Origin of the sequence: Streptomyces sp. GS7, assembly GCF_009834125.1 — a bacterium.
Taxonomy (GTDB): Bacteria; Actinomycetota; Actinomycetes; order Streptomycetales; family Streptomycetaceae; genus Streptomyces.
In genome coordinates this window covers 7,389,423-7,415,856 of the sequence record NZ_CP047146.1, presented here as the reverse complement: position 1 = coordinate 7,415,856, position 26,434 = coordinate 7,389,423, and the positions used below count along the sequence as shown (strand labels likewise).

Below are 26,434 nucleotides of genomic sequence, written 5' to 3'. Positions count from 1 at the left end.
GTTCCGCGTCCGGCTCCGAAGGCCCCCGGGTGAGACCCGAGGGCCTTTCGTATAACTTCGATAAAGTTATAGCTGTAACCATTGCTGGGGAAGATAGCTACAGCTTTAACTAAATGCATGATCACTGAAACGGCGCCGCGCACCGCAACGGGCTCGCAGCCAACCCGCCCCGTCACACCCCGCGGCGGCACCCAACTCCTCGTCCTGGCCCTCGGGTTCGTGATGGCCAGCCTGGACACCGGCATCATGAACGTCGCCGCCCACGACCTGCGGGCCCGGCTCGGGCTCACCATGTCCGGCCTGACCTGGGTCGTCGACGGCTATGTCCTCGCCTTCGCCTCGCTGCTGCTGCTCGCCGGCTCGCTGGCCAAGCGGTTCGGCGCCCGGCGGATCTACCTCGTCGGCCTGGCCGTGTTCACCGCCGCGTCGCTGCTGGGCGCCGCCGCGCCGGACGGCGGCGTCCTGGTGGCGGCCCGCTTCGCCCAGGGAGCCGGCGCCGCGCTGTTCATGCCCAGCTCGCTGTCGCTGCTGATGAACGCCTTCCCGGAGCCGGCCCGCCGGGCGAGGATCCTCGGCATCTGGTCCGCGATCGTCTCCACCTCCGTCGGCCTCGCGCCGACCATCGGCGGCCTCCTCGTGGGCACGCTCGGCTGGCGCAGCATCTTCCTGGTCAACCTCCCCATCGGCGTCGCGGGGCTGCTGCTCACCCGCCGGGTGGTCGCCGCGGTCCCGGCCCGCCGCTCGGCGCTCGGCGGCACCGGCCACGTCCTGGGCCTGCTGGCTCTCGGGTCGCTCAGCTACGCGCTCATCGAGGGGCCCGCCAAGGGGTGGGCCGCGCCGGACGTCCTGGGGGCGGGCGCGCTGGCCGTCCTCGCCGCCGCCGGATTCGTGGTCCGCGAACGGGCCGCGAGTGCGCCGATCCTGCCGGTCGCGCTCTTCGCGGACAGCCGGTTCTCCGCCGCCAACGTGGTCGGCTTCCTCTTCAACTTCGCCTTCTACGGCGCGCTGTTCGTCCTCGGCCTCTTCCTCCAGACCGCGCGCGGAGCGAGCCCGGTGACGGCCGGGCTCCAGATGCTCCCGGCGGTACTGGTCATCCCGGTCGGCAACATCCTCTACTCCCGCATCGGGCAGCGCATCGGCAACCGCGCCGCGCTCGCCGCCTCCCTGGCGCTCTCCGCCGCGGGCTATGCGCTGCTGTTCCTGCTCCTCGCGCCGGGCCTGCCGTACGGGGTGATCGCGGTGGTGCTGGCCGTCGCCAACCTCGGCAGCGGGGTCAGTTCCCCGGCGATGACCGGCGTCCTGATGGAGGCCGCGGGCCGCGAGCACGCCGACATCGGCAGCGCCACCCTGAACGCCAACCGCCAGGTCGGCTCGCTGGTCGGCATCGCCGGGATGGGCGCCGTGCTGGCCGGCGCGGGCGGCGGCTTCCAGGGCGCGGGCCACGCCTTCGCGCTGACCGCGGTGGCGCTGGCCGCGGCGGCGGTCGTGGGATGGCTGGGCGTCCGCGGCCGGGCCTGAACGGAGCGGGGCGGACACGGGACGTGGGGAACGGGCCACGGAGGACGTCCGGCAAGGGGCGGGGCGGACGGGGGCCGGGGCGGCCCGGCCGCCCCGCCGCATACCCTTCCTGGGTGAGCGAGAACAGCACGCACAAGTGGGCCGCGGGCGCGGCGACCGGGATCGGGTCGATGCCGGGCGGTGACGCGCGGGAAGCGGCGCGGACCGTCACCGGCTCCCTGGAGGACTTCCCCCACCTGCCGGAGCTTCCCGCACGGGGGCCGGGCGCCGACATGATCGGGCGGACCCTGGGGATGCTGGTCGAGCTCTACGCCCATGTGGAGCCCAGCGGCTGGCGGATCAGCGACCGGCCGGGCCGCGACACCCGCCGGGCCCGCGCCTGGCTCGGCGAAGACCTCGACGCCCTGGAGGAGTTCACCCAGGGGTACGAGGGGCCGCTGAAGGTCTCCGCGGTCGGCCCGTGGACGCTGGCCGCCTCCCTGGAGCTGCGCAACGGCGAGGCCGCCCTCGGCGACCCCGGCGCCCGCCGGGACCTGGTGGCATCCCTGGCGGAGGGGCTGCGCGGCCATCTCGCGGACGTCCGGCGGCGGGTGCCGGGCGCCGAGGTCGTGCTCCAGCTCGACGAGCCGTCGCTGACCTCGGTGCTCCAGGGCCGGGTGCCGACCGCCAGCGGCTACCGCACCCACCGGGCCGTGGACCGGGCGGACGTCGAGAGCGCGCTGCGCGAGCTCGTCGGGGCCGCGGACGGCGGTCCGGTCGTCGTCCACTCCTGCGCGCCGCAGGTGCCGTTCGGGCTGCTGCGGCGGGCCGGCGCGGCGGGCGTCTCGTTCGATTTCGGGCTGCTCACCGAGCGTGAGGAGGAGGCGATCGGGGAGGCGGTCGAGGGCGGTACGGCGCTGTTCGCGGGCGTGGTCCCGGGCGTGGACGGCCGATTGTCAGACCCTGCCGGTAGCGTCATGGGTGTCAGGACGCTGTGGCGCAGGCTGGGGCTGGCGCCGGGGACTCTCGCGGAGTCCGTGGTGGTGACCCCCGCGTGCGGGCTGGCGGGCGCTTCGCCCGCATATGCCCGTTCGGTGCTCGCCCACTGCGTCCGGGCGGCGAGGTCGCTCGCGGACAACCCAGAGTGACCGGTCTCAAGGACACGGGAGGACATGACGGTGGCTGGCGAACAGCACGCAGTGGTATCCAAGGTGCCCGCAGCGGCGCGGGAGAAGCACGCGCAGCTCGCTGAGCAGATCGAGGAGCACCGCTTCCGGTATTACGTGAAGGATGCCCCGGTCATCAGCGACGCGGAGTTCGACAGGCTGCTGCGCTCCCTGGAGGCGCTGGAGGACGAGCACCCGGAGCTGCGCACCCCGGATTCCCCGACCCAGAAGGTCGCCGGCGCGTATGCCACGGAGTTCACCGAGGTCGCGCACCGCGAGCGGATGCTCTCGCTGGACAACGCCTTCGACAACGACGAGTTGGCGGCCTGGGCCGAGCGGATCGCCGGGGAGCTGGGCGGCGACCCGCGCGGCGCCGGCTACCACTTCCTGTGCGAGCTCAAGGTCGACGGCCTGGCGGTCAACCTCACCTACGAGCACGGCCGGCTGACCCGCGCGGCCACCCGCGGCGACGGCCGCACCGGCGAGGACATCACGCCCAACGTCCGCACGATCACCGAGATCCCGCACCGCCTCACGGGCGACCGGGTCCCCGACGTGGTCGAGATCCGCGGCGAGGTCTACTTCCCGATGGAGAAGTTCCTGGAGCTCAACGAGCGCCTGGTCGCCGACGGGAAGCCGCCGTTCGCCAACCCCCGCAACGCCGCGGCCGGTTCGCTGCGCCAGAAGGACCCCAAGGTCACCGCGAGCCGCCCGCTCCACATGGTCGTGCACGGCCTCGGCGCCCGCGACGGCCTGGAGATCGACCGGCTCTCGGAGGCGTACGCCCTGCTGGAGGAGTGGGGCCTGCCCACCGCCGCGCACAACCGCGTCGTCGACTCGCTCGCCGCGGTGCGGGAGTTCATCGACCACTACGGCGACCCCGACACCCGCCGCACGGCCGTGGCGCACGAGATCGACGGGGTCGTCGTCAAGCTGGACGAGATCCGGCTCCAGGGGCGACTGGGCGCGACCTCGCGGGCACCGCGCTGGGCGATCGCCTGGAAGTACCCGCCGGAGGAGGTCAACACCAAGCTGGTGGACATCCGCGTCGGCGTCGGCCGCACGGGCCGGGTCACGCCGTACGCGGTCGTCGCGCCGGTCACGGTCGCCGGCTCCGAGGTGGAGTTCGCCACCCTGCACAACCAGGACGTGGTCAAGGCCAAGGGCGTGCTCATCGGGGACACCGTCGTGATCCGCAAGGCCGGCGACGTGATCCCGGAGATCCTGGGCCCGGTCGTCGACCTGCGGGACGGCACCGAGCGGGAGTTCGTGATGCCGGCCGGATGCCCCGAGTGCGGGACGGCACTCCAGCCCGCCAAGGAGGGCGACATCGACCTCCGCTGCCCCAACGCCCGTGCCTGCCCCGCCCAGATCCGCGAGCGGCTGTTCTACCTGGCCGGCCGCAAGTGCCTGGACATCGAGAACTTCGGCTATGTCGCGGCCACCGCCCTCAGCCAGCCGCTGGAGCCCGCCGAGCCGCCGCTGAAGGACGAGGGCGGACTCTTCGACCTCTCCATCGAGGAGCTGCTGCCCATCAAGTCGTATGTCCTCGACCCCGATTCGGGACTGCCCAAGCACGACCCGAAGACCGGCGAGGAGAAGGTCGTCACCTTCTTCGCCAACCAGAAGGGCGAGCCGAAGAAGAACGCCCTCGCCATGCTGGAGAACATCCAGGCCGCCAAGGAGCGCCCGCTGGCCCGGATCCTCACCGGCCTGTCCATCCGGCACGTGGGCCCGGTCGCGGCGCAGGCGCTGGCCCGGGAGTTCCGCTCGATCGACCGCATCCGGGACGCCAGCGAGGAGGAACTCGCCGCCGTGGACGGCGTCGGCGGGACCATCGCCGCCTCGCTCAAGCAGTGGTTCGCCGAGGACTGGCACAGGGACATCATCGAGCGCTGGCGGGCCGCCGGCGTCCGCATGGAGGAGGAGCAGGCGGGCGACGAGGGCCCGCGCCCGCTGGAAGGCGTCACCGTCGTCGTAACGGGCACACTTCAGTCACACACCAGAGATGGCGCGAAAGAGGCCCTACAAGCTCTTGGTGCGAAGGTGACCGGATCCGTTTCGAAGAAGACCGGATTCGTGGTGGTGGGCGACAACCCGGGTTCGAAGTACGACAAAGCCATGCAGCTGAAGGTCCCTGTGTTGGATGATGATGGCTTCGCTGTGCTGCTGGAGCAGGGTCCCGAGGCGGCACGAGCGGTAGCTGTCACTCCGCCTGAGGAGGAGTGAGGTGTCACCCTATCGGCGCATACCAGATGGATCTGGGAGGCCGGGTCGCATTCGGGCAACCGCTGCCGATCGCTGCCCGCGATGGCCTTCCGCGGCCTACTGTTGACGTGTGCGCCTGCCGTGGCGCGGGCACAGCCGGCTGTGAGAGGGATCGGAATGAAACCGACCGACAGCGCCGCTCCGGCGTCGCGGCTCCGCCGGCTCGTGGTGCCCGCGCTGCCCGCGGCCATCGTCATGACGGCGGGCCTGGCGCTCGCCGCAGGTGTGGTGGGCACGCTCGGCGAAGGCGAGGCGCTGTTCCCGGGCGGCGCCGTCGGCTGGTCGCTGGCGATCCTGACCGGCGTCATCGTCGGCCATCTGGTCGCCCTCGGCCGGGACCGCTGGTGGGGCGGCACGGGCTCCGGCGCCGCCCTCGCCCTCGCCGTACTCCTCCTGTACGGCTGGGTGCCGGCCACCCTGGTCAGTCTCTCCGTCGTGGTCCTGGTCGGTGCCGCCCGCCGGCACCGCTGGCGACAGGCCCTGGTGCACGGGGCAGTTGACGTCCTGGGCATCGGTGCCGCGGCGCTCGCCCTGGCCGCCTGCGGAGTGCACGCGACGGTCCGTCACCCCTGGGCGCCCGATGCCTGGGACCTCTCCGTGCTGCCCCAGGTGGTGGTGACGGCGGCGGGCTACCTCCTCGTCAGCCGGGCGCTGCTCTGGTTCAGCCTGGCGCCGCGCACCGGCGGACTGCCCACCATCGCCCGCACGGCCGTGGTGCGCCAGGCACTGGTCGGTGTCGCACTGCTCGGCATCTCCCCGCTGATCGCCGTCTGCGCGGTCAACGCCCCGCTGCTGCTGCCCCTGTTCGCGGTGCCGCTCATCGCGTTGGACTCCACCCTCTGGATAGCCCGCGCGCGGGCCGAGGAGCAGCTCCGCGACCCGCTGACCGGCCTCCCCAACCGCCAGTGGCTGCTGGAGCGCACCTGGTCCGCCCTGGACGAGGCCGAGCGCGTCGGCGTCCGGTCGGCGCTGGTCCTCATCGACCTGGACCGCTTCCGCTCGGTCAACGACACCCTCGGGCACCTCGCCGGCGACCGCCTGCTGCTGCAGATCGCCGACCGGCTCCGGCACGCCCTCCCACGCGGCGCCGAGGCCGCCCGGCTCGGCGGCGACGAGTTCGCCGTCCTGCTGCCGACCACCGACTCCCTCACCAGCTCCCAGCGGGTGGCCCGCAACCTCGTCGCCGCCCTGGGCTCCCCGCTGGACCTCGACGGACTGACCCTCGTGCTCGAAGCCAGCGCGGGGGTCGCCGTCTTCCCCGACCACGCCCTGGACGCCGAAGGGCTGCTGCGCCGCGCCGATGTGGCGATGTACCAGGCGAAGCGGGACCGCAGCGGCGTCGAGCTCTACGAAGCCAAGCGGGACGGCAACACCCCCGACCGGCTGGGCCTGTTGGGCGATCTGCGCCGCGCCCTGGACGCCGGCGACGTCGAACTGCACTACCAGCCCAAGGTCGGCTTCGACGGGCAGGTCTCCGGCCTGGAGGCGCTGGTCCGCTGGGTCCATCCGGACCGCGGCAGGGTGCCACCCGACGAGTTCATCGCCATCGCCGAGTCCTCCGGGCTGATGCCCCGGCTGACCGAGTACGTCCTGGAGACCGCGCTCGCCCAGGTGGCGCGCTGGCGCGCGATGGGCCTGGAGGTGCCGGTCGCGGTCAACGTCTCGCCGCGCGACGTGCACTCGCCGGGCTTCGCCGGGGCGGTCGCCGCCCGGCTGGCCCGGCACCGCGTCCCGCCCGGGGCACTCCAGCTGGAGATAACCGAGCACGTCCTGCTGGAGGACCCGCAGCGGGCCGCCGACACCCTCGCCGGGCTCACCGCCCACGGCGTGAAGATGTCGCTGGACGACTTCGGCACCGGCTACAGCTCGCTGGTCCACCTGCGCCGCCTCCCGGTCAGCGAGCTCAAGATCGACCGCTCCTTCGTGGCCCGGCTGGCCGTCGACACCGAGGACGCCGAGATCGTCCGCTGCACCCTCGACCTCGCGCACTCCCTGGGCCTGCTGGTCGTCGCCGAGGGCGTCGAGGACGACGAGACCTGGGAGCGATTGCGGGACCTCGGCTGCGACGCCGTGCAGGGCTGGCTGGTGGCCGCCGCGATGCCACCGGACGAGACCACGGCCTGGCTCAGGGCCCGCGGCGAACGCGGCTGGCACCGCGAATCGGAGACGACCGCCCTGGCGGCGGAGAAGGCAGCCGAGCGCCCTTCGGGACAGGTCCTGAAGTGACCCGGCCTCCGGCCGTCCCGTGTCCCCGCTCCGAAGAACCACCGCAGCTCCCGGCCCCGCCGCACCCGGCGGCCGAGCCCCGGCCCGGCGAAAGCGGCCCCGCCGACCCCGGGCCGCAGCAGTCGCCGGACGACCCGGCGCCCCCGGAGGAGGGCGGCGCCTGACGCCTCGGCCCGCGGCCGTGCCGGCACCGTGCGCCGGTGCCGGCCGGGCCGTCCCGCACCGCCGCGGGCGGCCCGGCGAAAGCGTTTCGCGACAGCGATCCCGTACGCCATAGGATTGGCCCGGAAAACCCCAGCGGAGAATTCGACCGGAATTCTCCGCACCGGAACATCCCGCCCAGAACACTCCGCCGAAAACACCAGAGGATCGCTGCATGCCTGGCATCACGCGCGAGGAGGTCGCCCACCTCGCCCGGCTGGCACGTCTGGAGCTGAAGGACGAAGAGCTCGACCACTTCGCCGGACAGCTCGACGACATCATCGGCGCGGTCGCCCGCGTCTCCGAGGTCGCCGATCAAGACGTACCGCCGACCTCCCACCCGCTGCCCCTGACCAACGTCATGCGGTCGGACGAGGTCCGTCCGTCGCTGACCCCCGAGCAGGCGCTCTCCGGCGCCCCGGCCCAGGAGCAGCAGCGTTTCAAGGTGCCGCAGATCCTGGGCGAGGAGTGACCATGGCCGACCTGATCAAGCTCACCGCCGCCGAGATCGCGGCGAAGATCGCCTCCGGCGAACTCACCGCCGTCGAGGTGACCGAGGCCCACCTGGCCCGTATCGAGGCCGTCGACGAGAAGGTGCACGCCTTCCTGCACGTGGACCGCGAGGGCGCGCTGGCCCAGGCCCGCGCCGTCGACGAGAAGCGGGCCCGCGGCGAGGAGCTGGGCCCGCTGGCCGGCGTCCCGCTGGCCCTCAAGGACATCTTCACGACGGAGGGCATGCCCACCACCGTCGGCTCGAAGATCCTCGAAGGCTGGATCCCGCCGTACGACGCGACCCTGACCAAGAAGCTCAAGGCCGCCGACGTCGTCATCCTCGGCAAGACCAACATGGACGAGTTCGCCATGGGGTCCTCCACCGAGAACAGCGCCTACGGCCCGACCGGCAACCCCTGGGACCTGACCAAGATCCCCGGCGGCTCCGGCGGCGGCTCCTCCGCCGCGCTGGCGTCCTTCCAGGCCCCGCTCGCCATCGGCACGGACACCGGCGGCTCCATCCGCCAGCCCGCCGCCGTCACCGGCACCGTCGGCGTCAAGCCCACCTACGGCGGCGTCTCCCGCTACGGCATGGTGGCCTTCTCCAGCTCCCTGGACCAGGGCGGCCCGTGCGCCCGTACGGTGCTGGACGCGGCGCTGCTCCACGAGGCCATCGCCGGCCACGACCCGCTGGACTCCACCTCCATCGACGCGCCGGTCCCGCCGGTCGTCGAGGCGGCCCGCAACGGCCGCGTCGAGGGCATGCGGGTCGGCGTCGTCAAGCAGTTCCGCGGCGAGGGCTACCAGGCCGGTGTGCTCCAGCGCTTCGACGAGTCCGTCGCCCTCCTCAAGGAGCTGGGCGCCGAGATCGTCGAGCTGGACTGCCCGTCCTTCGACCTGGCGCTGGCCGCGTACTACCTGATCGCGCCGTCCGAGTGCTCCTCCAACCTCGCCCGCTTCGACGCCATGCGCTACGGCCTGCGGGTCGGCGACGACGGCACGAAGTCCGCCGAGGAGGTCACCGCCCTGACCCGCGAGGCCGGCTTCGGCCCCGAGGTCAAGCGCCGCATCATCCTCGGCACGTACGCGCTCAGCTCCGGCTACTACGACGCGTACTACGGCAGCGCCCAGAAGGTCCGGACCCTCATCACCCGCGACTTCGAGAAGGCGTTCGAGCAGGTCGACGTGATCGTCTCACCGACCACGCCGACCACCGCGTTCCCGATCGGCGAGCGGGCCGACGACCCGATGGCGATGTACCTCGCCGACGTGTGCACGCTCCCCGTCAACCTGGCGGGCAACGCCGCCATGTCGCTGCCCTGCGGTCTGGCTCCCGAGGACGGCCTGCCGGTCGGTCTCCAGATCGTCGCCCCGGCCATGAAGGACGACCGGCTCTACACGGTCGGTGCCGCGGTCGAGGCCGCGTTCACCGAGAAGTGGGGCCATCACCTGCTTGAGGAGGCACCTGCACTATGAGTGGCAAGCTCGCGAAGGCCAAGGGCTTCAAGAAGTCCAAGCCCGGCACGTATCTGTCCATCGGCACCACGCTGTTCGGCGCGGTGAGCGTCGTGAAGCAGGCGAAGAAGGCCAGGGGGGAGCACGACACGCTCCAGCTGGTCGACGCCGTCGTCTCCGCCGCCGCCATCGTCACCGGCGTCGCCCTGCTCATCCGCGAACTGCGCCGTCTCAACGACGACGACGTCCTCGCGGACTGACCGGCGCCGGACCTGAGAGGTTAGTTTCACCGTGACTGTCACCGACCTGGTGCCGTACGAGGACGCGCTGGCCACCTACGACCCCGTGATGGGTCTCGAGGTGCACGTCGAACTCGGCACCGCCACCAAGATGTTCTGCGGGTGCGCCACCACCCTGGGCGCCGAGCCCAACTCGCAGACCTGCCCCACCTGCCTGGGCCTGCCCGGCTCGCTGCCGGTCGTCAACGCGACCGGTGTGGAGTCCGCCGTCAAGATCGGCCTGGCACTGAACTGCACCATCGCCGACTGGTGCCGCTTCGCCCGGAAGAACTACTTCTATCCGGACATGCCCAAGAACTTCCAGACGTCCCAGTACGACGAGCCGATCGCCTTCGACGGCTACCTGGACGTGCAGCTGGAGGACGGCGAGGTCTTCCGCGTCCACATCGAGCGCGCGCACATGGAGGAGGACACCGGCAAGTCCACCCACATCGGTGGTGCCACCGGCCGGATCCACGGCGCCCGGCACTCGCTGCTGGACTACAACCGCGCCGGCATCCCGCTCATCGAGATCGTCACCAAGCCCATCGAGGGCGCCGGCGAGCGGGCCCCCGAGGTCGCCAGGGCGTACGTCGCCGAGCTGCGTGAGCTGATCAGGGCGCTGGGCGTCTCCGAGGCCCGTATGGAGATGGGCCAGATGCGCTGCGACGTGAACCTCTCGCTGCGCCCCAACGGCACCGAGAAGTTCGGCACCCGCTCGGAGACCAAGAACGTCAACTCGCTGCGCTCCGTGGAGCGCGCCGCCCGCTACGAGGTCCAGCGCCACGCCGCGGTGCTGTCCTCCGGCGGCACGATCATCCAGGAGACCCGGCACTTCCACGAGGAGGACGGCTCCACGACCTCCGGCCGGGTCAAGGAAGAGGCCGAGGACTACCGCTACTTCCCCGAGCCGGACCTGGTGCCGGTGGCCCCCTCCCGCGAGTGGGTCGAGGAACTGCGGGCCGGGCTCCCCGAGTTGCCGCGGGTGCGCCGCAACCGGCTGCGCGAGGAGTGGGGCGTCTCCGAGCACGACATGCAGTCGATCCTCAACGCCGGCGCGGTCGACCTGATCGTCGCCACCGTCGAGGCCGGTGCGGACTCCGCGGCGGCCCGCAAGTGGTGGATGGGCGAGCTGGCCCGCCGCGCCAACGAGGACGGCACGGACCTGGCGGCACTGCAGATCACCCCCGAGCAGGTCGCCCGGGTGACCGCGCTGGTCGCCGACGGCTCGCTCAACGACAAGCTGGCCCGCCAGACCATCGAGGGCGTGCTGGCCGGCGAGGGCGACCCCGACACGGTCGTCGAGAAGCGCGGGCTGAAGGTCGTCTCCGACGAGGGTGCCCTCGGCACCGCCGTCGACGAGGCGATCGCCGCCAACGCCGGCATCGCCGACAAGATCCGCGGCGGCAAGGTCGCCGCGGCCGGCGCCCTGGTCGGTGCGGTCATGAAGGCCACCCGCGGCCAGGCGGACGCCGCCCGGGTGCGGGAGCTGATCTTGGAGAAGCTCGGCGTCGAGGGCTGATTCCCGGATCGTGCCGGTACGGAGCGGCCGTCCCTCTGCGGAGGGGCGGCCGCTCCGTCGTATACGCCGACGCCCCCTCCCGCTCCCCTCTCCCGGCGGGAATTCTCGATCTTCCCGCTCCGCGGCGGAATGCCGCGCCCGCCCGCGGTGCTGTCACCGGCAAAGGATCAACGGATACGGGACCTCGGGTCACCGCCCGCCGGACACTGGAGGAACGAGCAATGACGCAGCAGGACACCGCCGTTCAGGACCCGCGGGCGATCGCCGCGCGGCTCGGCCGGGTCGGCGTCTGGCACGGCGGGCTGGGCCGGGCGTCGGCCGCGGCGGGGCGCGAGTTCGCGGCCGAGATCGAGCGGCTGGGATACGGGGCGCTGTGGTTCGGCGAGGCGCAGGCCACCAAGGAGGCGTTCAGCCACGCCGGGCTGCTGCTGGCCGCGACCGAGCGGCTGACCGTCGCCACCGGTATCGCCAACATCTGGGTCCGCGACGCGACGGCGATGAACGCCGGGGCGCACACCCTCGCCGAGGCGTACGACGGCCGGTTCCTGCTGGGCCTGGGCGCCAGCCATGCCCCGCAGGTCGAGGGGCGCGGCCACACCTACGCCAAGCCGCTCGCCGCGATGCGCGCCTACCTGGACGCGATGGACGCGGCCCCGTACGACGCCCCCGCGAGCCCGCCGCCGGCCCGCGTGCTGGCGGCGCTGGGCCCCAGGATGCTGGAGCTGGCCGCCGAGCGGGCGGCCGGCGCGCACCCGTATTTCGTCACGCCCGAGCACACCGCCCGCGCCCGCACGGCCCTGGGCGAGGGCCCGCTGCTCGCCCCCGAGCAGGCCGTGCTCCTGGAGACCGACCCGGTGACCGCCCGCGCCCAGGTGCGCGCACACCACCTCGGCTTCTACCTGGCGCTGCCCAACTACGTGAACAGCCTGCGCCGGCTCGGCTTCGAGGACGCCGACTTCCAGGACGGCGGCAGCGACCGGCTGGTCGACGCCATCGTGGCCTGGGGCGACGTGGACGCGATCCGGGCGCGCATCCGGGAGCACCACGACGCGGGCGCCGATCATGTGGCGATTCAGCCGGTCGTCCCCGGACCGGGCCTGGGCCTCGACCAACTGCGGGAGCTGGCACCGGCGTTGACCGCGCACTGAGCGGCGGGGCACTCCGGAGCGGTCGTGGGGGCGCCTCGGAACGGCCGCGTGGGGTCCACCGGACCGCACCGGTACGGCCGGGGGCCGCGGTGGGAACGGTCAGGAGCCGGCCGCCGGGCGGTAATCGGGCGGTATGGGGTGTTTGTCCGGGAATAACAGGCCCATAAGTGGTCTGGGTTGCCTATTCCCCGGTCTTTGTGGGGAAGGCCACAAACCGGTCAAAGGATCTTTTCGGGCTGGCACCCTGCACCGAGAGCCCGGCCCTCCGCACCTTCTCCGGAACGCGACGGGGCCGCCCCGCGCCTGCTCCGCGCAGCCCTGTCCGTCCGCGTTCGGCACCACCCGCTCCCGGGAGATATCGGCGCACAACCCGGGAAGCAGCCCGTGACCGCTCTCGCTCGGTGGTGCCTCCGGCGCCGCATCGTGGTGATCGTCCTCTGGCTCGCCGCCTTCGCGGGGGTCGCCGTCGCCGCCGGGCTGACCGGAGCCGCGTACTCCAGCGACTACGAGGTCCCCGGCACCGAGTCCGGCCAGGCCGGCGCGCTGATGGCGAAGGCGTTCCCCAGGCAGTCCGGGGACAGCGACAGCATCGTGTGGCACACCGCGTCCGGCACGGTGCGCTCCGCCGCCGTCGAGAAGAAGATGGCGCACACGCTCGCCGAGGTCTCCCGGCTGCCCGGCGTCGCCGAGGTCCAGGGCCCCTACGGGCCGCAGGGCGCCGGGCAGATCAGCCGCGACGGCCGCACCGCCTACGCCTCCGTCCTCTTCAAGAGCTCCACCGACGACCTGCCCGCCGGCCAGGTCCGCGCGGTCGTGAGCACCGCGAAGGCCGCGTCCGGCCACGGACTCCAGGTGGAGCTGGGCGGCGCCGGGATCTCGCTCACCCAGGCGCCGCGCGCCCAGCTGCCGGAAGTCATCGGGCTGTGCGCGGCGGCCGTGGTCCTCTTCCTCGCCTTCGGGTCGCTGGCCGCGACCCTGCTGCCGATCGTCACCGCGCTGGCCGCCGTCGGCACCGCCTCCGCCGGGATCAGCCTGCTCAGCCACGCCATGACGGTCGCCGACTTCGCCCCGATGCTGGGCATGCTGATCGGCCTCGGCGTGGGCATCGACTACGCGCTCTTCATCGTCACCCGGCACCGCAGAGGGCTGCGGGCCGGCCTGTCCGTCCAGGAGGCCGCCGAACGCGCCGTGACGGTGTCCGGGCGCGCGGTCGTCTTCGCCGGGGCCACCGTCTGCATCGCGCTGCTCGGCATGCTCACGCTGCGGCTGGGCTTCCTCAACGGCGTCGCGCTCGCCGCCTCGCTCACCGTCGTCCTGACCGTCGCCGCCTCCGTCACCCTGCTGCCCGCGCTGCTCGGCCTGATCGGCACCCGGGCGCTGGGCCGCCGCGAGCGCCGCCGGCTGGCCGCCCGCGGCCCGCGGCCCGAACGCCGCGCCGGGATGGCCGCCCGCTGGTCCGGCTTCGTCGAACGGCACCCCAAACTGCTCGGCGCCGTCGCCGCCGCCGTCATGCTCACCCTCGCGCTGCCCACCCTCGGCCTCCACCTCGGCACCTCCGACCAGGGCAACGACCCGGCGACGTCCACCACCCGCAAGGCGTACGACCTGCTGGCGGACGGCTTCGGGCCCGGGTTCAACGGGCCGCTGACGGTGGTCGGTTCGCTCGACGGGGCCCAGGACCGGCTCGCGTTCGCCAAGCTGCCGGAGGAGCTGCGGCACACCCCCGGCGTCGCCCACGTCAGCGGGCCGGAGTTCGACGGCGGCCACGCCACCGGCGTGATCACGGTCGTACCGACCAGCTCACCGCAGTCCCAGCAGACCTCCGACCTGGTGCAGCGGCTGCGCGGCAACATCCTGCCGGCCGCCGAGGACGGCACCACGATGCGGGTGCACGTCGGCGGGGTGACCGCCGGCTACGACGACTTCGCCGGCGTCATCATCGGAAAACTCCCGCTCTTCATGGGCGCCGTCATCGGTCTCGGCTCCCTCCTGCTGCTGCTCGCCTTCCGCAGCGTCGGCATCCCCCTCAAGGCCGCGCTGATGAACCTCGCGGCCGTCGCCGCGTCCTTCGGGATCGTCGTCGCGATCTTCCAGTGGGGATGGGGGAGCGAGGCGCTGGGGCTGGGCAGCGCGGGCCCGATCGAGCCCTTCCTGCCGGTGATCATGGTCTCCGTCCTCTTCGGGCTCTCCATGGACTACCAGGTCTTCCTGGTCAGCCGGATGTACGAGGAGTGGCAGCTGACCGGCGACAACCGCCGGGCCGTACGCGTCGGGCTCGCCGAGACCAGCCGGGTGATCAACTCGGCGGCGGTCATCATGATCGCGGTGTTCGCCGCCTTCATCCTCAGCGGCGACCGCATCATCGCGATGTTCGGCATCGGCCTGGCCGCCGCCGTCGCCCTGGACGCCTTCGTCCTCCGTACGCTGCTCGTCCCCGCCCTGATGCACCTGCTCGGCGGCGCCAACTGGTGGCTGCCGGTCTGGCTGGAGCGCCGACTGCCGCGGCTGAGCATCGAACCGCCGCCGGAACGGCCCGGGGCGCGGGACGGGGAGGACGCGCCCACGCTGCTGGAGGTCTGAGCGCCGGCGTGCCGGGCTCTCATACGACTCTCAGACAGGGCCCCTACGGTCGCGCCCATGGGAACGACGACCGACAAACGATCCGACGACGAGACGACCGCGGCCGGCACGACGGGGAAGGCCGAGGAGGCAGGCAAGGCCGAGCAGAACGGGACGGCCGGGACCGCGGAGCGGGCCGGCGCCACGGGGAAGGCCGCGGAAGCGGGTAAGGGCACGGAGCCGAAGCCCGAGGACGGCGCCGACGAGAGCGCTCAGGCCATCGCCGACGCCGACGCCGACACTGCCGACACCGACGAGGAGCCGGCACCCGGACCGGCCGCCACCGGAGTGGCCGCCGGCGCCGGCGCCGTGGTCGCCGCCGGACTGGGCCTGGCCTCCCTCACCGGTACCTGGCTCGGCACGCTGATGGCCGAACGGCAGACGCTGCTGGGCCAGATCAAGCTCCAGTCCGGCAAGGCCACCGACCAGATCGCCACCGTCTACGGCGCGCCCTGGCACACCACCGCCCTGGTCAACGGGGTCTTTGCGGTGCTCGCCATGCTCGTCGCCGCGGTGGTGCTGACCGGCCGCCGGAGCACCTGGGTGCGGGCCGTCGCCTGGGGCGCGCTGGCGCTGGGCGTACTGGGGCTCCTGATCTCCGCGGGGATGTACCTCGACCTGTTCGCGAGCATGCCCACCATCCCTAAGGGGCCCGGCGGCGGTGCCTAAGCCCTCCGGGGGCGGCGGTGCCGCTCCCTAAGCCCCCTCCGTGACACGGCCCCGGTTTCTAGGCACCACCGGGCCGCGGAGATCGGGAACCCTCCCGATGTGGCGGACCCCCCTCGGCGACGAGAGTGGAGCACGGCGGCGCCCCGGCAGACGGCCGGGGCGCCGGCCCACCACCGTCGAGGGAGACATCATGTACGCCTCCGAACTGGAGATCCGGGTCCGCTACGAGGAACTGCGCCGCGAGGCCGACCGGCGCCGCCTGGTCCGCGAGGCCACCGAAGTGGCGCGCGCCGCCGCCTCTTCAGGGGGCGGCGAACCGGAAAGGCGGGTGAGCGTACGGCGTTGGCGGGTGCGGCGCGCCGGCGCCTGACCGCGGCGGACAGCACACCTTGCCCACTGCCGCATTGTCAGACCCGTGTGCGATGCTCGGCAGCGTGGAGAACAGAGCCATCAGCCCCGTGTTCGTCGGCCGCGCGGCCGAACTCACCTCGCTGCGCGACGCGCTGGCGCGGGTCACGGCGTCCGGTGAGCCCCAGGCCCTGTTGATCGGCGGCGAGGCCGGGGTCGGCAAGACCCGGCTCATCGAGGAGTTCGGCGAGACGGCCCGCGCGCAGGGCGCGCTGGTCGCGCTCGGCGGCTGCATCGAGATCGGCTCCGAGGGCCTGCCGTTCGCCCCGTTCTCCTCGATCCTGCACACCCTCAACGCCCGTCTGCCCGCGGAGCTGGCCGCCGCCGTAGCCGGCCAGGAGGGCGAACTGGCCCGCATCCTGCCGGAGTTGGGGGAGACCGCCGGCGAGACCCACGGCGAGGAGACCGGCCGCGCCCGCCTCTTCGAGCTGACCGCCCGGCTCCTGGAGCGGCTGGCCGCCCACCGCACCCTGGTCATCGTCATCGAGGACCTCCACTGGGCCGACCGCTCCACCCGCGAGCTGCTCGCCTACCTCCTGCGCGCCCTGCACGACGCCGACGTCCTGCTGGTGGCGACGTACCGCTCCGACGACATCCACCGCCGCCATCCGCTGCGCCCGTTCCTCGCCGAGATCGACCGGATGCGGACCGTCCGCCGCGTCGAACTGGCCCGCTTCACCCGCGACGAGGTCCGCTCCCAGATGGCCGGGATCCAGGGCAGCGAGCCCGAAGAGGACACCGTCGACCGCGTGTTCAAGCGCTCCGAGGGCAATGCCTTCTTCGTCGAGGAGCTGGCCCGCGGCCTCGCCGAGGGCTCCCGGTACGGCCTCAGCGATCCGCTGCGCGATCTCCTGCTGGTGCGGGTCGAGGCGCTGCCCGAGGACGCCCAGCGGGTGGTGCGGATCGCCGCCGAGGGCGGCTCCACGGTCGAGCACGAACTCCTCGCCGCCGTCTGCCGGATGCCCGAGGACGACCTCATCGAGGCGCTGCGGGCGGCCGTCGGCAGCAACACCCTCCTCCCCACCCAGGACGGCACGGGCTACCGCTTCCGGCACGCCCTGGTCCGCGAGGCCGTCGTCGACGACCTGCTGCCCGGCGAGCGCACCCGGCTCAACCGCCGGTACGCCGAGGCGCTGGAGGCCGACCGCTCGCTGGTCCGCTCCGACGTCTGCGCCACCCGCCTGGCCAGCTACTGGTACAAGGCCCATGACGCCGCCAAGGCGCTGCCCGCGGTGCTCGCCGCCTCCGTCCAGGCCCGCCGCCGCCATGCCTACGCCGAGCAACTGCGGCTGCTGGACCGCGCCCTGGAGCTGTGGGACGACGCGCCCCCGGAGGTCCGCCAGGGCGTGCGCCCGATCGACTACGCCGAGGCGTACCCGGCCTGCGGCTGCGACGACGACGCGCTGCGCTTCCTCGACCTGCTCGCCGAGATCGCGGTGGCCGCCCGGCTGTCCGGCGACAGTGAGCGGGCCTTCACCATCACCAGGCGCGCCCTGCGCGCGCTGCGCGGCGAGGACGGCGCCGCCCCGGGCCCGCACCACGGATCGGGCAAGGGGGACCCCCATCGCACCGCCTGGTTCCTGCTCCAGCGCTCCCGGCTCTGCCAGGGCACCGGCCGCGGCGACGGCTGGGAGGACCTGGGCCGGGCCCAGGAGCTGATGCGCGGTCTGCCGCCGTCCTCCGTGCACGCCGCCGTGACGGCCGCCGTCGCCACCTGGCAGATGCTCCACGAGCCGGGCCCCGGCACGTTCACCACCGCCGAACGGGCCGTGGAGCTGGCCCGGTTGGTGGGCGACGAGGAGGCGGAGCTGAATTCCCGGGTGACGCTGGCGGGGCTGCGGACCGACGCCGGGGAGATCGAGGAGGGCCTGGCCGACTTCCGTACGGTGCTGGACCGCGCCGTGGCCCGCGGCTATTTCGCCGTCATCGGCCGCGGCCACATCAACCTCGCGGGCATCCTCGAAGGCGTCGGCCGGTCCCGCGAGGCCGTCGAGGTCACCCGGCAGGGCGTCGAACTCACCACCCGCTACGGCCTCAAGGACACCACCAGCTGGGTGCTGAGCAACCGCGCCGAGTCGCTCCAGTCGCTGGGCCGCTGGGCGGAGGCGGGCCGGGCCGCCGCCGACGCCCACCGCTTCGCGCAGAACCCCCGCGCCACCGCCCTGGCCGCCAGCCGTCTCACCGGCCTCGCCCTGGACGGCGGCGACCTCGCCGCCGCCGAGCGCGAACTGGCCGTCGCCCAGGAGCACTACGGCACCCACGACCCCCAGCCGCAGCACGCCCTGCCCATGGCGCGGCACGCGCTGCGGCTCGCCGCCCGCCAGGGCCGCATCCTCGACGCGCGCGCCATCCTCGTCCAGTCGGCCCTCGATGCCGGCTTCGCCCCCGGCCTCCAGCGCTACGCCTGGCCGCTCCTGTGGTCGGCGACCGCCGCCGAGTCCGACGTCCGCGGTCTGCCGTCCGCCGAGCCGGGCCGGGTCCGGATCCTCACCCGGATCCGCGACGCCGCCAAGCGGCTGCCGCGGATCGCCCCGGTCTGGGACGCGTTCGGCCTCGCGGTCGAGGCCGAACTCCTCCGTGCCGAGGGCCGCGAGGCCCCCGACGCCTGGGCCGAGACGGTCGCCGCCTTCGAACGGCTGGAGCGCCCGCACGAACTCGCCTGGGCCTGCTACCGCTGGGCCGAATCGCTGCTGCACGGCGCCGAGCGGGCCACCGCCGGCCTCGACGGCCGCACCCCGCGCGAGGCCGCCGTCCTGCTGCTCGGCCAGGCGCACGCAGCCGCCGCGGCGATGGGCGCCCGCCCGCTCGCCGACGAGCTCGAACTCCTCGCCCAGCGCGCCCGGATACCCGTCCCCGGTCTGGCGGCCCCCGCCGCGCCCGAGGCGTCCCGCGCCGCCGGGGACCGGGCCCGGGACGCGCCGGCCGGCACCGTCCCCGCGGAATCCCTCGGCCTGACCCCGCGCGAGCGCGATGTGCTGCGCCTGGTCGCCGACGGCCGCAGCAACCGCCAGATAGCCGACGCCCTGTTCATCTCGCCGAAGACCGCCAGCGTGCACGTCTCCAACATCCTCGCCAAGCTGGGCGTCTCCGGCCGCGGCGAGGCGGGCGCGGTCGCCCATCGGCTGCGGCTGTTCGAGGAGCCGACGGCGAGCAGATAGCCGGCGACGGCTCCCGCCCGCGGTGGCGCGGTTCAGTGCGCTCCTGTACCGCCCGACCACGACCCCCGACGCGAGATCTGTCGGTCCGTGCCCGGGATCCCCGTCGCCGACGTCGTCCACCACCAGCGACAGCTCTGCCGCTCCTTCGGCGTGCTTGCGGCCGGGCGCGAACAGCTCTTCCACCACGTTGAACACGGTGCCCCCTTCGGGAGCGACCCGTCCCCCGGGGTCCGTCCCTGGCCCCGAGCCTCAGCGGGTGCCACGAAAAGGGGATCAGCTCACTGTGAGGCGGAGAATCCGGTCATCCCCCTCGCGGGGCTTGCCGCGTCCGTCCGTGTTGCTGGTGACCAGCCACAACGCCCCGTCGTCGGCCGCCACCACGGTCCGCAGCCGCCCGTACTCGCCCTGCAGAAAAGCCTGCGGCGCGGCGACCGGCTTCGTCCCGTGCAGCGGGATCCGCCACAGCCGCTCCCCGCGCAGCGCCGCCATCCAGATCGAGCCCTTGGCGTACGCGATCCCGCTGGGCGAGGCGTCGGCGGGCTTCCACTGGACGACCGGATCGACGAACCCGCCGGGCGAGGAGCCGCCCTTGCCCTCGACCTCCGGCCAGCCGTAGTTCCTGCCCGGTTCGATCAGATTGAGCTCGTCCCAGGCGTCCTGCCCCAACTCCGAGGCCCACAGCCGCTGGTCGCCGTCCCAGGCCAGCCCCTCCACATTGCGGTGGCCGTAGTCGTACACCACCGAGTCGGCCTCCGGGTTGCCGTGCACCGGCTGGCCGTCCGGAGTCATCCGCAGGATCTTCCCGGCCGGCGACTTCTTGTCCTGGGCCAGCTGCTTGTCACCGGTCTCACCCGTCCCCGCGTAGAGCATCTTGTCCGGGCCGAAGGCGATCCGCCCGCCGTTGTGGAGGCGGCCTTTGGGGATGCCCTTGAAAATGGTGTTGGGCGCGCCCAGTTGGTTGCCCGGCTCGCGCTTCTCGTCGTAGATCATGCGCGCGATGCGGTTGTCGGACTCCGTGGTGAAGTACGCGTACACCTGGTGGTCGGCGCCGAACGTCGCGGGCACCGCCAGCCCCAGCAGCCCGCCCTCGCCCCCGGGGGCCACGCCCGGAACCGACCCCAGTTCCGTGATCCTGCCGCCGTGCGCCGCGACCCGGACGATCTTCCCGGTGTCCCGCTCGCCGACCAGCAGGTCCCCGCCGGGCAGCACCGCGACCCCCCACGGCGACTTCAGACCGGTGGCCAGGACCCCGGTGACCCGCACCGAGCCCTTCGCCGGCGGCACCACCGCGGACGGGCTGGGCGAGGCCGCCCCCGGACGCCTGCCCGGCCCGGCAGACCCCGCGCCACCCCCGACCGGCCCCCCACCGGACGAACATCCCGCCGCCAGGAGCAGCGAAGCAGCGGCCAATACAGCGGTCAGGGAACGACGTTGCACGGCAGGAGTCCTCTCGTCGGCAGGCGTGACAAGCACACCACATCCACCCGTACCGCCCCCCTCACACCAACCCCCACCCCCACCGTTTCTTCCCACCACCCACGGGAGGGGACGGGCCGGAGGGGTGGGGTGTCCGGACGTAGAGCGAAGCAGTCCGGACACCCCACCCCGGAGGACCGTCCCCGCACCCCGAAAGCCCCGCGCAGCGGACAAAATCCCCCACGGCGGGGAACCCGGCAATGTGGAGAGCAGCCAAGCGCAGCGGCCCGCGCCGCAGGCGCAAAAGGCAATCCCCCACGGCGGGAAACCCGGCAACGCGGGAAGCAGGCCAAGCGCAGCGGCCCCGCGCCGCAGGCGCAAAAAACGAACCCCCACGGTGGGGAAGCCGACAACGTGGGAAGCAAGCCAAGCGCAGCGGACTAGTACCAAGACCCCCGAGCCCGCGGCAGCAACGCGATCTCCCGCAGATCCTCCTGAGTGAGCGTCAGGTCGGCCGCCTTGGCGTTCTGGGCCGCCCAGCGCTCCTTCTTCGTTCCCGGTACGGGGACCACATGGCGGCCCTGGGCCAGTACCCAGGCCAGCGCCACCTGCCCCGGCGTCGCCCCGTGCCGGGCGCCGACCCGGCGCAGCCCGGCCACCACCGGCTGGTTGGCGGCCATCATCTCGGCGGTGAAGCGCGGATGGCGGGCCCGTAGGTCCTCCGGTTCGAAGCCCTGGCCCGGGGTGAGGGTGCCGGTCAGATAGCCGTTGCCCAGCGGCATCGCCGCCAGTAAGCCGACCCCGCGCGACTCGCACCAGGGGAGCAGTTCCTCCAGTGCCTCCGGCGACCACACGGACAGCTCCGCCTGCACGCTGCTGACCGGGAACACCTGCTGGACGCGCTCCAGTTGGCGCAGCGTCCCGTCGTGTATGCGCGAGCGGGGGCGCCCTCCCGCCCCGGTCGCACGCGGCTCCATCCGGGCCGCGCGCGGCGGTCGCACGGCGCGCGCCCCGACCGCGCACAGGCCCAGCGACCGCACCTTCCCGGCCGCCACCAGCTCCGCCATCGCCCCCCAGGTCTCCTCGATGGGCACCTCGGGGTCGGCCCGGTGGAGCTGGTAGAGGTCGATGCGGTCGGTCTGGAGCCGGCGCAGCGAGGCGTCGCAGGCGCGCTTGATGTAGCCGGGCCGTCCGTTGGCGACGATGTGCTGATCCCCGGCCAGCAGCCCGCACTTGGTCGACACGAACGCGTCCTGGCGCCGCACCTTGAGGGCCCGCCCCACCAGCAGCTCGTTGGTGAACGGGCCGTACATGTCGGCGGTGTCCAGCAGGCTGCACCCCCGGTCGAGCGCGGCGTGCACGGCCCGCAGCGAACCCTCCCCGCTGCGCTGCGACTCGGTGTACCCCCAGCTCATCGGCATGCAGCCGAGCCCGATTGCGCCCACTTCGAGGGCTGCCGCGCCGATTGTCCTGCGCTCCACCTGGTCGTGCCTCCGTCCCCTCGCCCCCGATCAAGGGCCAGACCAAACTAACGTCTGAACCAAACGTCTCTTCGCATAGCCTCAGGCCATGGCAACAGCAGACCCGCACGCAGCCGCCGGCGACGTATGGCTCCCGATCCCGCCGGGCGACATCGACGGCCTTCCCGGCGGCCTGAGCTACGTCCACTGGGACGCCGGCCCGGACTATCCGGCCGACCCCGCCCGCTGCGTCTTCTACGCCGTCCCCTACATGAAGCGGGCCGACGTCTGCCTGCGCCCGCTGCCGCGGATGGGCCGGGTGCGGGTGGTGCAGGCCCTGACCGCCGGGACCGAGCACCTGCTGCCGGAGCTCTCCCGGATGCCGTCCGGCGCGCAGCTGTGCAATGCCCGCGGGCTGCACGACGCCAGCACCGCCGAGCTCGCGCTCACCCTGACCCTCGCGTCGCTGCGCGGTGTCCCGGACTTCGTCCGGGGCCAGGACGCCGGTGAGTGGCGGGCCGGCTTCCAGCCGGCACTTGCCGACAAGTCGGTGCTCATTGTGGGCTATGGTTCGATCGGCAGTGCCATCGAGGACCGGCTCACGCCTTTCGAGTGCGCGCGGGTGATACGCATCGCGCGCACCGCGCGTGACACTGTGCGCGGTCCGGTGCATCCACTCTCCGAGTTGACCGCCCTCTTGCCCGAGGCGGACGTCGTCGTGCTGGCCACTCCGCTCACCGAACAGACCCGTGGCCTGGTCGGACGCGGTTTCCTGGCCCGGATGAAGGACGGCGCACTGCTCGTCAACGTCGCCCGCGGCCCGGTCGTCGACACGGGGGCGCTACTTGCCGAACTGGAGTCGGGACGGCTCCGCGCCGCCCTCGATGTGACCGATCCGGAACCCCTCCCCGCGGGCCATCCGCTGTGGCACGCTCCCGGCGTGCTCATCACTCCACACGTCGGCGGTCCCAGCTCTGCCTTCCTGCCCCGTGCGAAGCGGCTGCTGCGCGAGCAGTTGACGCTTTTCGCGGCCGGCGAGCCCGTACGGAACGTGGTCGCGACCGCCCCCTCACGGCTTGCGGGTCGCTCTACGAAGCCGTAGGACTGCAGGGGGTGTTCACTCTCCGCAGGGCTGTCACGCTCCGTAGAGAGGCTATGTCCCTGAGTGACGGATCTGGTGTATCGTCCCGATCGGGGATCGCGCCGGGATCGTGACGGCGCGGTACGAAAGATCCGGAACCGAGGGGGGCGACGGGCGATGTACTGCCGATGGATGATCCGCGAGACACGCGATCCACGAGTGCCCGCGGGAATGCCACAGGAACCCCGGGTGCGCCGGTCCCGAAGCGGTCCGTCGCGGTGGAACGGGAGAGAGCGGTGAGCGCCCAGGGGGCGACGCTCTCGCGGTCGCCCGCGCAGGTCGGCGGTCAGCCGAGTGCCGTCCCGCAGATCGCGCTGGCCGCCGTCTGCGGTGGCTACGCCATCGGCGCCTCCGTAAGCTGGGGTTCGGCGTATCTCGCCATGTTCATGGGGGACTTCGGGCTCAGCGTGGCCGCCCTCGTGGCGGCCGTCTCGTGCGGTCTGTACGCCCGCCGGTACCGCACCCCCTTCCGCCCGGCTTGGGCGCTGTTCGCCGTCTCCTCCGGCATGGCCGGTCTCGGCAACGCCGTCTGGGGCTGGTACGAGGTCATCAAGGGGGCCAGCGTGCCCAGCCCCTCGCTGGCCGACTTCTGTTTCCTGCTGTTCGCGCCGCCGGCCATCGTCGGGCTGCTGGTGCTCGCCAAGCGGCCGGTGACCCGGGCCGGTTGGGTCTGCCTGGGGCTCGACGCCTGGCTGATCGCCGGTTCGCTGCTGACCCTCTCCTGGAGCCTGGCGCTCGCGCACACCGCGCACTTCCAAGGCCGCTCGGTCGCCCGCAGCGCCCTGTCGCTGGCGTATCCGCTGCTGGACATCGTGCTGGTGAGCATGGTGCTGGCACTGCACTTCCGGCGTTCCTCCGTGCACCGCTCCGCGGTCAACACCGCGATCGCCGCACTGGCGTTGACGGTGCTGTGCGACGCGCTGTTCAGCTCGCCGCTGCTGCGCGACCACTACCGCTCCGGGCAGATCCTGGACGCCGGCTGGTTCGCCGGTTCGATGCTGCTCGCGTACGCCCCGTGGGTGGCCCGCCGCTCCGGCCGGGAGCTGGCCGGCGAGGCCGTCGCGCAGGCGGTGCGCCGCCCGCAGCCGCCCCCCGGCAGCCGCCCCATCGCGGGCTCGCTGGCGGCGCTCACCCCGTATCTGGCCGCCGCCGTCTGCACCCTCGGCATCCTCACCAACGTCCTGGACGGGCGGCGGATCGACCGCGTGGTGCTCTTCACCGGCTGCGCGGTCGTCCTGGCGCTGGTCGTCAGGCAGGGCATCATGCTGCTCGACAACATCACCCTCACGCAGGAACTGGCCCAGAAGGAGAACCACTTCCGCTCCCTGGTCCAGGGCTCCAGCGACGTCATCATGATCGCCGCCCCGACCGGTGTGCTGCGCTACGTCAGCCCGGCCGCCGCCGGTGTCTACGGCCGCGACGCCGAGGAACTGGTCGGCTCCGAGCTGGCCTCGCTGATCCACCCCGAGGACCTGGGGCGGGTGGTCCACGAGGTGCGCCGGTTCCTCGCCGCCTCGCCCGAGGCCGAGCCGACCACCCGTATCGAATGCCGCTTCCGGGCCGGCGAGCAGCGCTCCGGCGGTGACGGCTGGCTGAACGTCGAGTCCACGGTCAACCGCCACCACGGCGGCCTGATCTTCAACTCCCGCGACGTCACCGAGCGGGTCCGGCTCCAGGCCCAGCTCCAGCACAACGCCTCGCACGACGCGCTCACCGACCTGCCCAACCGCGCGCTGTTCACCGAACGCGTCACCAAGGCCGTCACCGGCCGCCGTGCCAGCGACCACGGCACCGCCGTGCTCTACATCGACCTGGACGGCTTCAAGCAGGTCAACGACACCATCGGGCACCAGGCGGGCGACGAGCTGCTGGTCCAGGCGGCCCGCCGGCTGGCCGAATCGGTGCGGGCCGGCGACATAGCGGCCCGGCTGGGCGGCGACGAGTTCGCCGCGCTCATCACCGGCGACGGCACCCGCGACCGGGCGGCCCGCGAGCACCGCATCCACGAGATCGCCGACCGGCTGCGCATCCGGCTCTCCGACCCGTACCGCATCGACGGGCGGGACGTCCGGGTCGCGGCCAGCATCGGTGTCGCCTTCGCCGACCCGGGCGTCAGCCCGTCGGGCCTGCTGCGCAACGCCGACCTGGCGATGTACCGCGCCAAGCAGGCCGGCAAGGGCCGGGTCGAGCTGTACGCCCCGCAGATGCAGGACGAGGTCACGCACCGCGCCGAGCTGGCCACGAAGCTGCGGACGGCCCTGCACGACGGGGAGTTCGCGCTGCTGCACCAGCCGGTGGTCGAGCTGGCCAGCGGGCGGATCACCGCGGTCGCCGCGCAGGCCCGCTGGCGCTCCGCCGAGGGCATCCTCTTCACCCCCGCCGAGTTCCTCCGGGTCGGCGCCCGCGGGCGGCTCACGGACGAGGACGGCGAGCGGGCCGCGGAGCTGGGCCGGTGGCAGCTGGAGGAGGCGGTCGCGCAGGCCGCGGTGCGGCACCGCGCCGGCCACAAGGCCCCGGTCGCGGTCCGGCTCTCCGCCCGCCGGCTGCTGGACCGCGCACTGCCCCCCAAGAGCATCGAGGCGATGCTCGTCCGGCACGGCCTCCCCTCGGGGGCGCTGGTGCTGGAGTTGTCCGAAAGTGATCCCCGCATTCCGCTCGACGACCTGGAGCGCCGGCTGGCCGCGCTCCGCCGGCTCGGCGTACGGATCGCGCTGGACGCCTTCGGCAGCGGCTGCGCCGCGATGGGGGCGCTGCGCCGGCTGCCCGTCGACGTGCTGCGGCTGGACCGCGAGCTGATCGACGGGGTGGTGGAATCCCCCCGGGTGCACAAGATCACCGCGGGGCTGCTGCGGATCGCCTCCGACCTCGGCATGCAGTCGGTCGCGGAGGGCGTCGACCTGCCCGAGCAGGTGCTCGCGCTGCGCTCCCTGGGGTGCACGCACGGCCAGGGCATGGCCTTCGCGGGGCCGATGGACGAGCACCGGCTGCGGCGGGCGCTGACCCGGGGGAGCTACCCGGTCCCGGACCTCACGGGCCCCGGCCGGGCGGTGGTGCTCAGCGGCAGCGGCCGGTCCGCCCGGCACGGCGGCGCGGCCGGTCCGGACACCCTGGCGCATCCCCCGTTGCGCTCAAATAGTGAGACCTCCGTCCCACCCACTTGACACTCGGTGCGCACCGGGGGGAGGGTCAGTGCCATGCGCACCCGAATTCTCGTACTTGGAAAGCGCGTCGGCTGAAGCTGGGCCCCTGACGAAGTCCAGCTGACCACACCGGCGCGCTCCCCTCGCTTGCCTCACGGCACGAGGGGTTT

At 73.2% G+C, this 26,434-nt stretch carries 17 protein-coding genes and 1 pseudogene; 15 read left to right on the top strand and 3 right to left on the bottom strand.

Features of this window, described 5'->3' with window-relative positions; genetic code table 11:
* Nucleotides 1-117: 117 nt before the first annotated feature.
* The 13 genes from GR130_RS32120 (at nt 118) to GR130_RS32060 (ending at nt 19,107) form a co-directional block, all read left to right on the top strand.
* Complete coding sequence (locus tag GR130_RS32120; protein WP_159507951.1) at nt 118-1,518, top strand: MFS transporter; 1,401 nt, start codon at nt 118-120, stop codon at nt 1,516-1,518.
* Between the two features lie 113 nt (nt 1,519-1,631).
* Nucleotides 1,632-2,645 (top strand): methionine synthase, encoded by a 1,014-nt coding sequence (locus GR130_RS32115; RefSeq protein ID WP_159507950.1) that lies wholly within the window; start codon nt 1,632-1,634, stop codon nt 2,643-2,645.
* 30 nt (nt 2,646-2,675) lie between these two features.
* On the top strand, nt 2,676-4,892 hold the full coding sequence (gene ligA / locus GR130_RS32110) for an NAD-dependent DNA ligase LigA (RefSeq protein ID WP_159510341.1): 2,217 nt from the start codon (nt 2,676-2,678) through the stop codon (nt 4,890-4,892).
* 156 nt (nt 4,893-5,048) lie between these two features.
* The gene (locus GR130_RS32105; protein WP_159507949.1) at nt 5,049-7,157 is read left to right on the top strand and encodes a putative bifunctional diguanylate cyclase/phosphodiesterase; all 2,109 of its coding nucleotides are present in this window, start codon (nt 5,049-5,051) and stop codon (nt 7,155-7,157) included.
* 376 nt (nt 7,158-7,533) lie between these two features.
* Entirely contained in the window at nt 7,534-7,830 is a 297-nt protein-coding gene (gene gatC / locus GR130_RS32100) for an Asp-tRNA(Asn)/Glu-tRNA(Gln) amidotransferase subunit GatC (RefSeq protein ID WP_159507948.1), read from the top strand.
* Between the two features lie 2 nt (nt 7,831-7,832).
* Nucleotides 7,833-9,326 (top strand): Asp-tRNA(Asn)/Glu-tRNA(Gln) amidotransferase subunit GatA, encoded by a 1,494-nt coding sequence (gatA, locus tag GR130_RS32095; protein ID WP_159507947.1) that lies wholly within the window; start codon nt 7,833-7,835, stop codon nt 9,324-9,326.
* Complete coding sequence (locus tag GR130_RS32090) at nt 9,323-9,565, top strand: membrane protein (RefSeq protein ID WP_043266235.1); 243 nt, start codon at nt 9,323-9,325, stop codon at nt 9,563-9,565. Before gatA ends, GR130_RS32090 begins: the two co-directional genes overlap by 4 nt.
* 31 nt (nt 9,566-9,596) lie before the next feature.
* Nucleotides 9,597-11,105, top strand: a complete 1,509-nt coding sequence (gene gatB / locus GR130_RS32085) for an Asp-tRNA(Asn)/Glu-tRNA(Gln) amidotransferase subunit GatB (protein ID WP_159507946.1) — start codon at nt 9,597-9,599, stop codon at nt 11,103-11,105.
* A gap of 221 nt (nt 11,106-11,326) precedes the next feature.
* Complete coding sequence (locus GR130_RS32080; RefSeq protein ID WP_159507945.1) at nt 11,327-12,253, top strand: LLM class F420-dependent oxidoreductase; 927 nt, start codon at nt 11,327-11,329, stop codon at nt 12,251-12,253.
* Nucleotides 12,254-12,637: 384 nt separating this feature from the next.
* Nucleotides 12,638-14,833, top strand: coding sequence for an MMPL family transporter (locus GR130_RS32075; RefSeq protein ID WP_159507944.1), 2,196 nt, complete (start codon nt 12,638-12,640; stop codon nt 14,831-14,833).
* A 57-nt stretch (nt 14,834-14,890) separates the two neighbouring features.
* The gene (locus tag GR130_RS32070; protein ID WP_159507943.1) at nt 14,891-15,541 is read left to right on the top strand and encodes a hypothetical protein; all 651 of its coding nucleotides are present in this window, start codon (nt 14,891-14,893) and stop codon (nt 15,539-15,541) included.
* 190 nt (nt 15,542-15,731) lie between these two features.
* The gene (locus GR130_RS32065) at nt 15,732-15,911 is read left to right on the top strand and encodes a hypothetical protein (protein ID WP_159507942.1); all 180 of its coding nucleotides are present in this window, start codon (nt 15,732-15,734) and stop codon (nt 15,909-15,911) included.
* A 52-nt stretch (nt 15,912-15,963) separates the two neighbouring features.
* Nucleotides 15,964-19,107, top strand: coding sequence for a helix-turn-helix transcriptional regulator (locus GR130_RS32060; protein WP_159507941.1), 3,144 nt, complete (start codon nt 15,964-15,966; stop codon nt 19,105-19,107).
* 66 nt (nt 19,108-19,173) lie between these two features.
* Here the strand turns inward: GR130_RS32060 and GR130_RS41450 are convergent.
* The 3 genes and pseudogenes from GR130_RS41450 to GR130_RS32050 all read right to left on the bottom strand — a co-directional run.
* A pseudogene (locus tag GR130_RS41450) lies at nt 19,174-19,290 on the bottom strand (DUF6191 domain-containing protein); the annotation flags it as partial.
* A gap of 90 nt (nt 19,291-19,380) precedes the next feature.
* Nucleotides 19,381-20,544, bottom strand: a complete 1,164-nt coding sequence (locus GR130_RS32055; protein ID WP_159507940.1) for a PQQ-dependent sugar dehydrogenase — start codon at nt 20,542-20,544, stop codon at nt 19,381-19,383.
* A 419-nt stretch (nt 20,545-20,963) separates the two neighbouring features.
* Nucleotides 20,964-22,004: an aldo/keto reductase gene (locus GR130_RS32050; protein ID WP_159507939.1), complete on the bottom strand. Its 1,041-nt coding sequence runs from the start codon at nt 22,002-22,004 to the stop codon at nt 20,964-20,966.
* 88 nt (nt 22,005-22,092) lie between these two features.
* On the opposite strand from GR130_RS32050, the gene GR130_RS32045 reads away from it, so the two are divergent.
* Together GR130_RS32045 and GR130_RS32040 are read left to right on the top strand one after the other, a co-directional pair.
* Entirely contained in the window at nt 22,093-23,085 is a 993-nt protein-coding gene (locus tag GR130_RS32045) for a 2-hydroxyacid dehydrogenase (RefSeq protein ID WP_159507938.1), read from the top strand.
* A gap of 275 nt (nt 23,086-23,360) precedes the next feature.
* Nucleotides 23,361-26,285 carry a putative bifunctional diguanylate cyclase/phosphodiesterase gene (locus GR130_RS32040; protein ID WP_443043706.1) on the top strand — a complete coding sequence of 975 codons (2,925 nt, stop codon included), beginning with the start codon at nt 23,361-23,363 and terminating at the stop codon, nt 26,283-26,285.
* Nucleotides 26,286-26,434 lie beyond the last annotated feature (149 nt).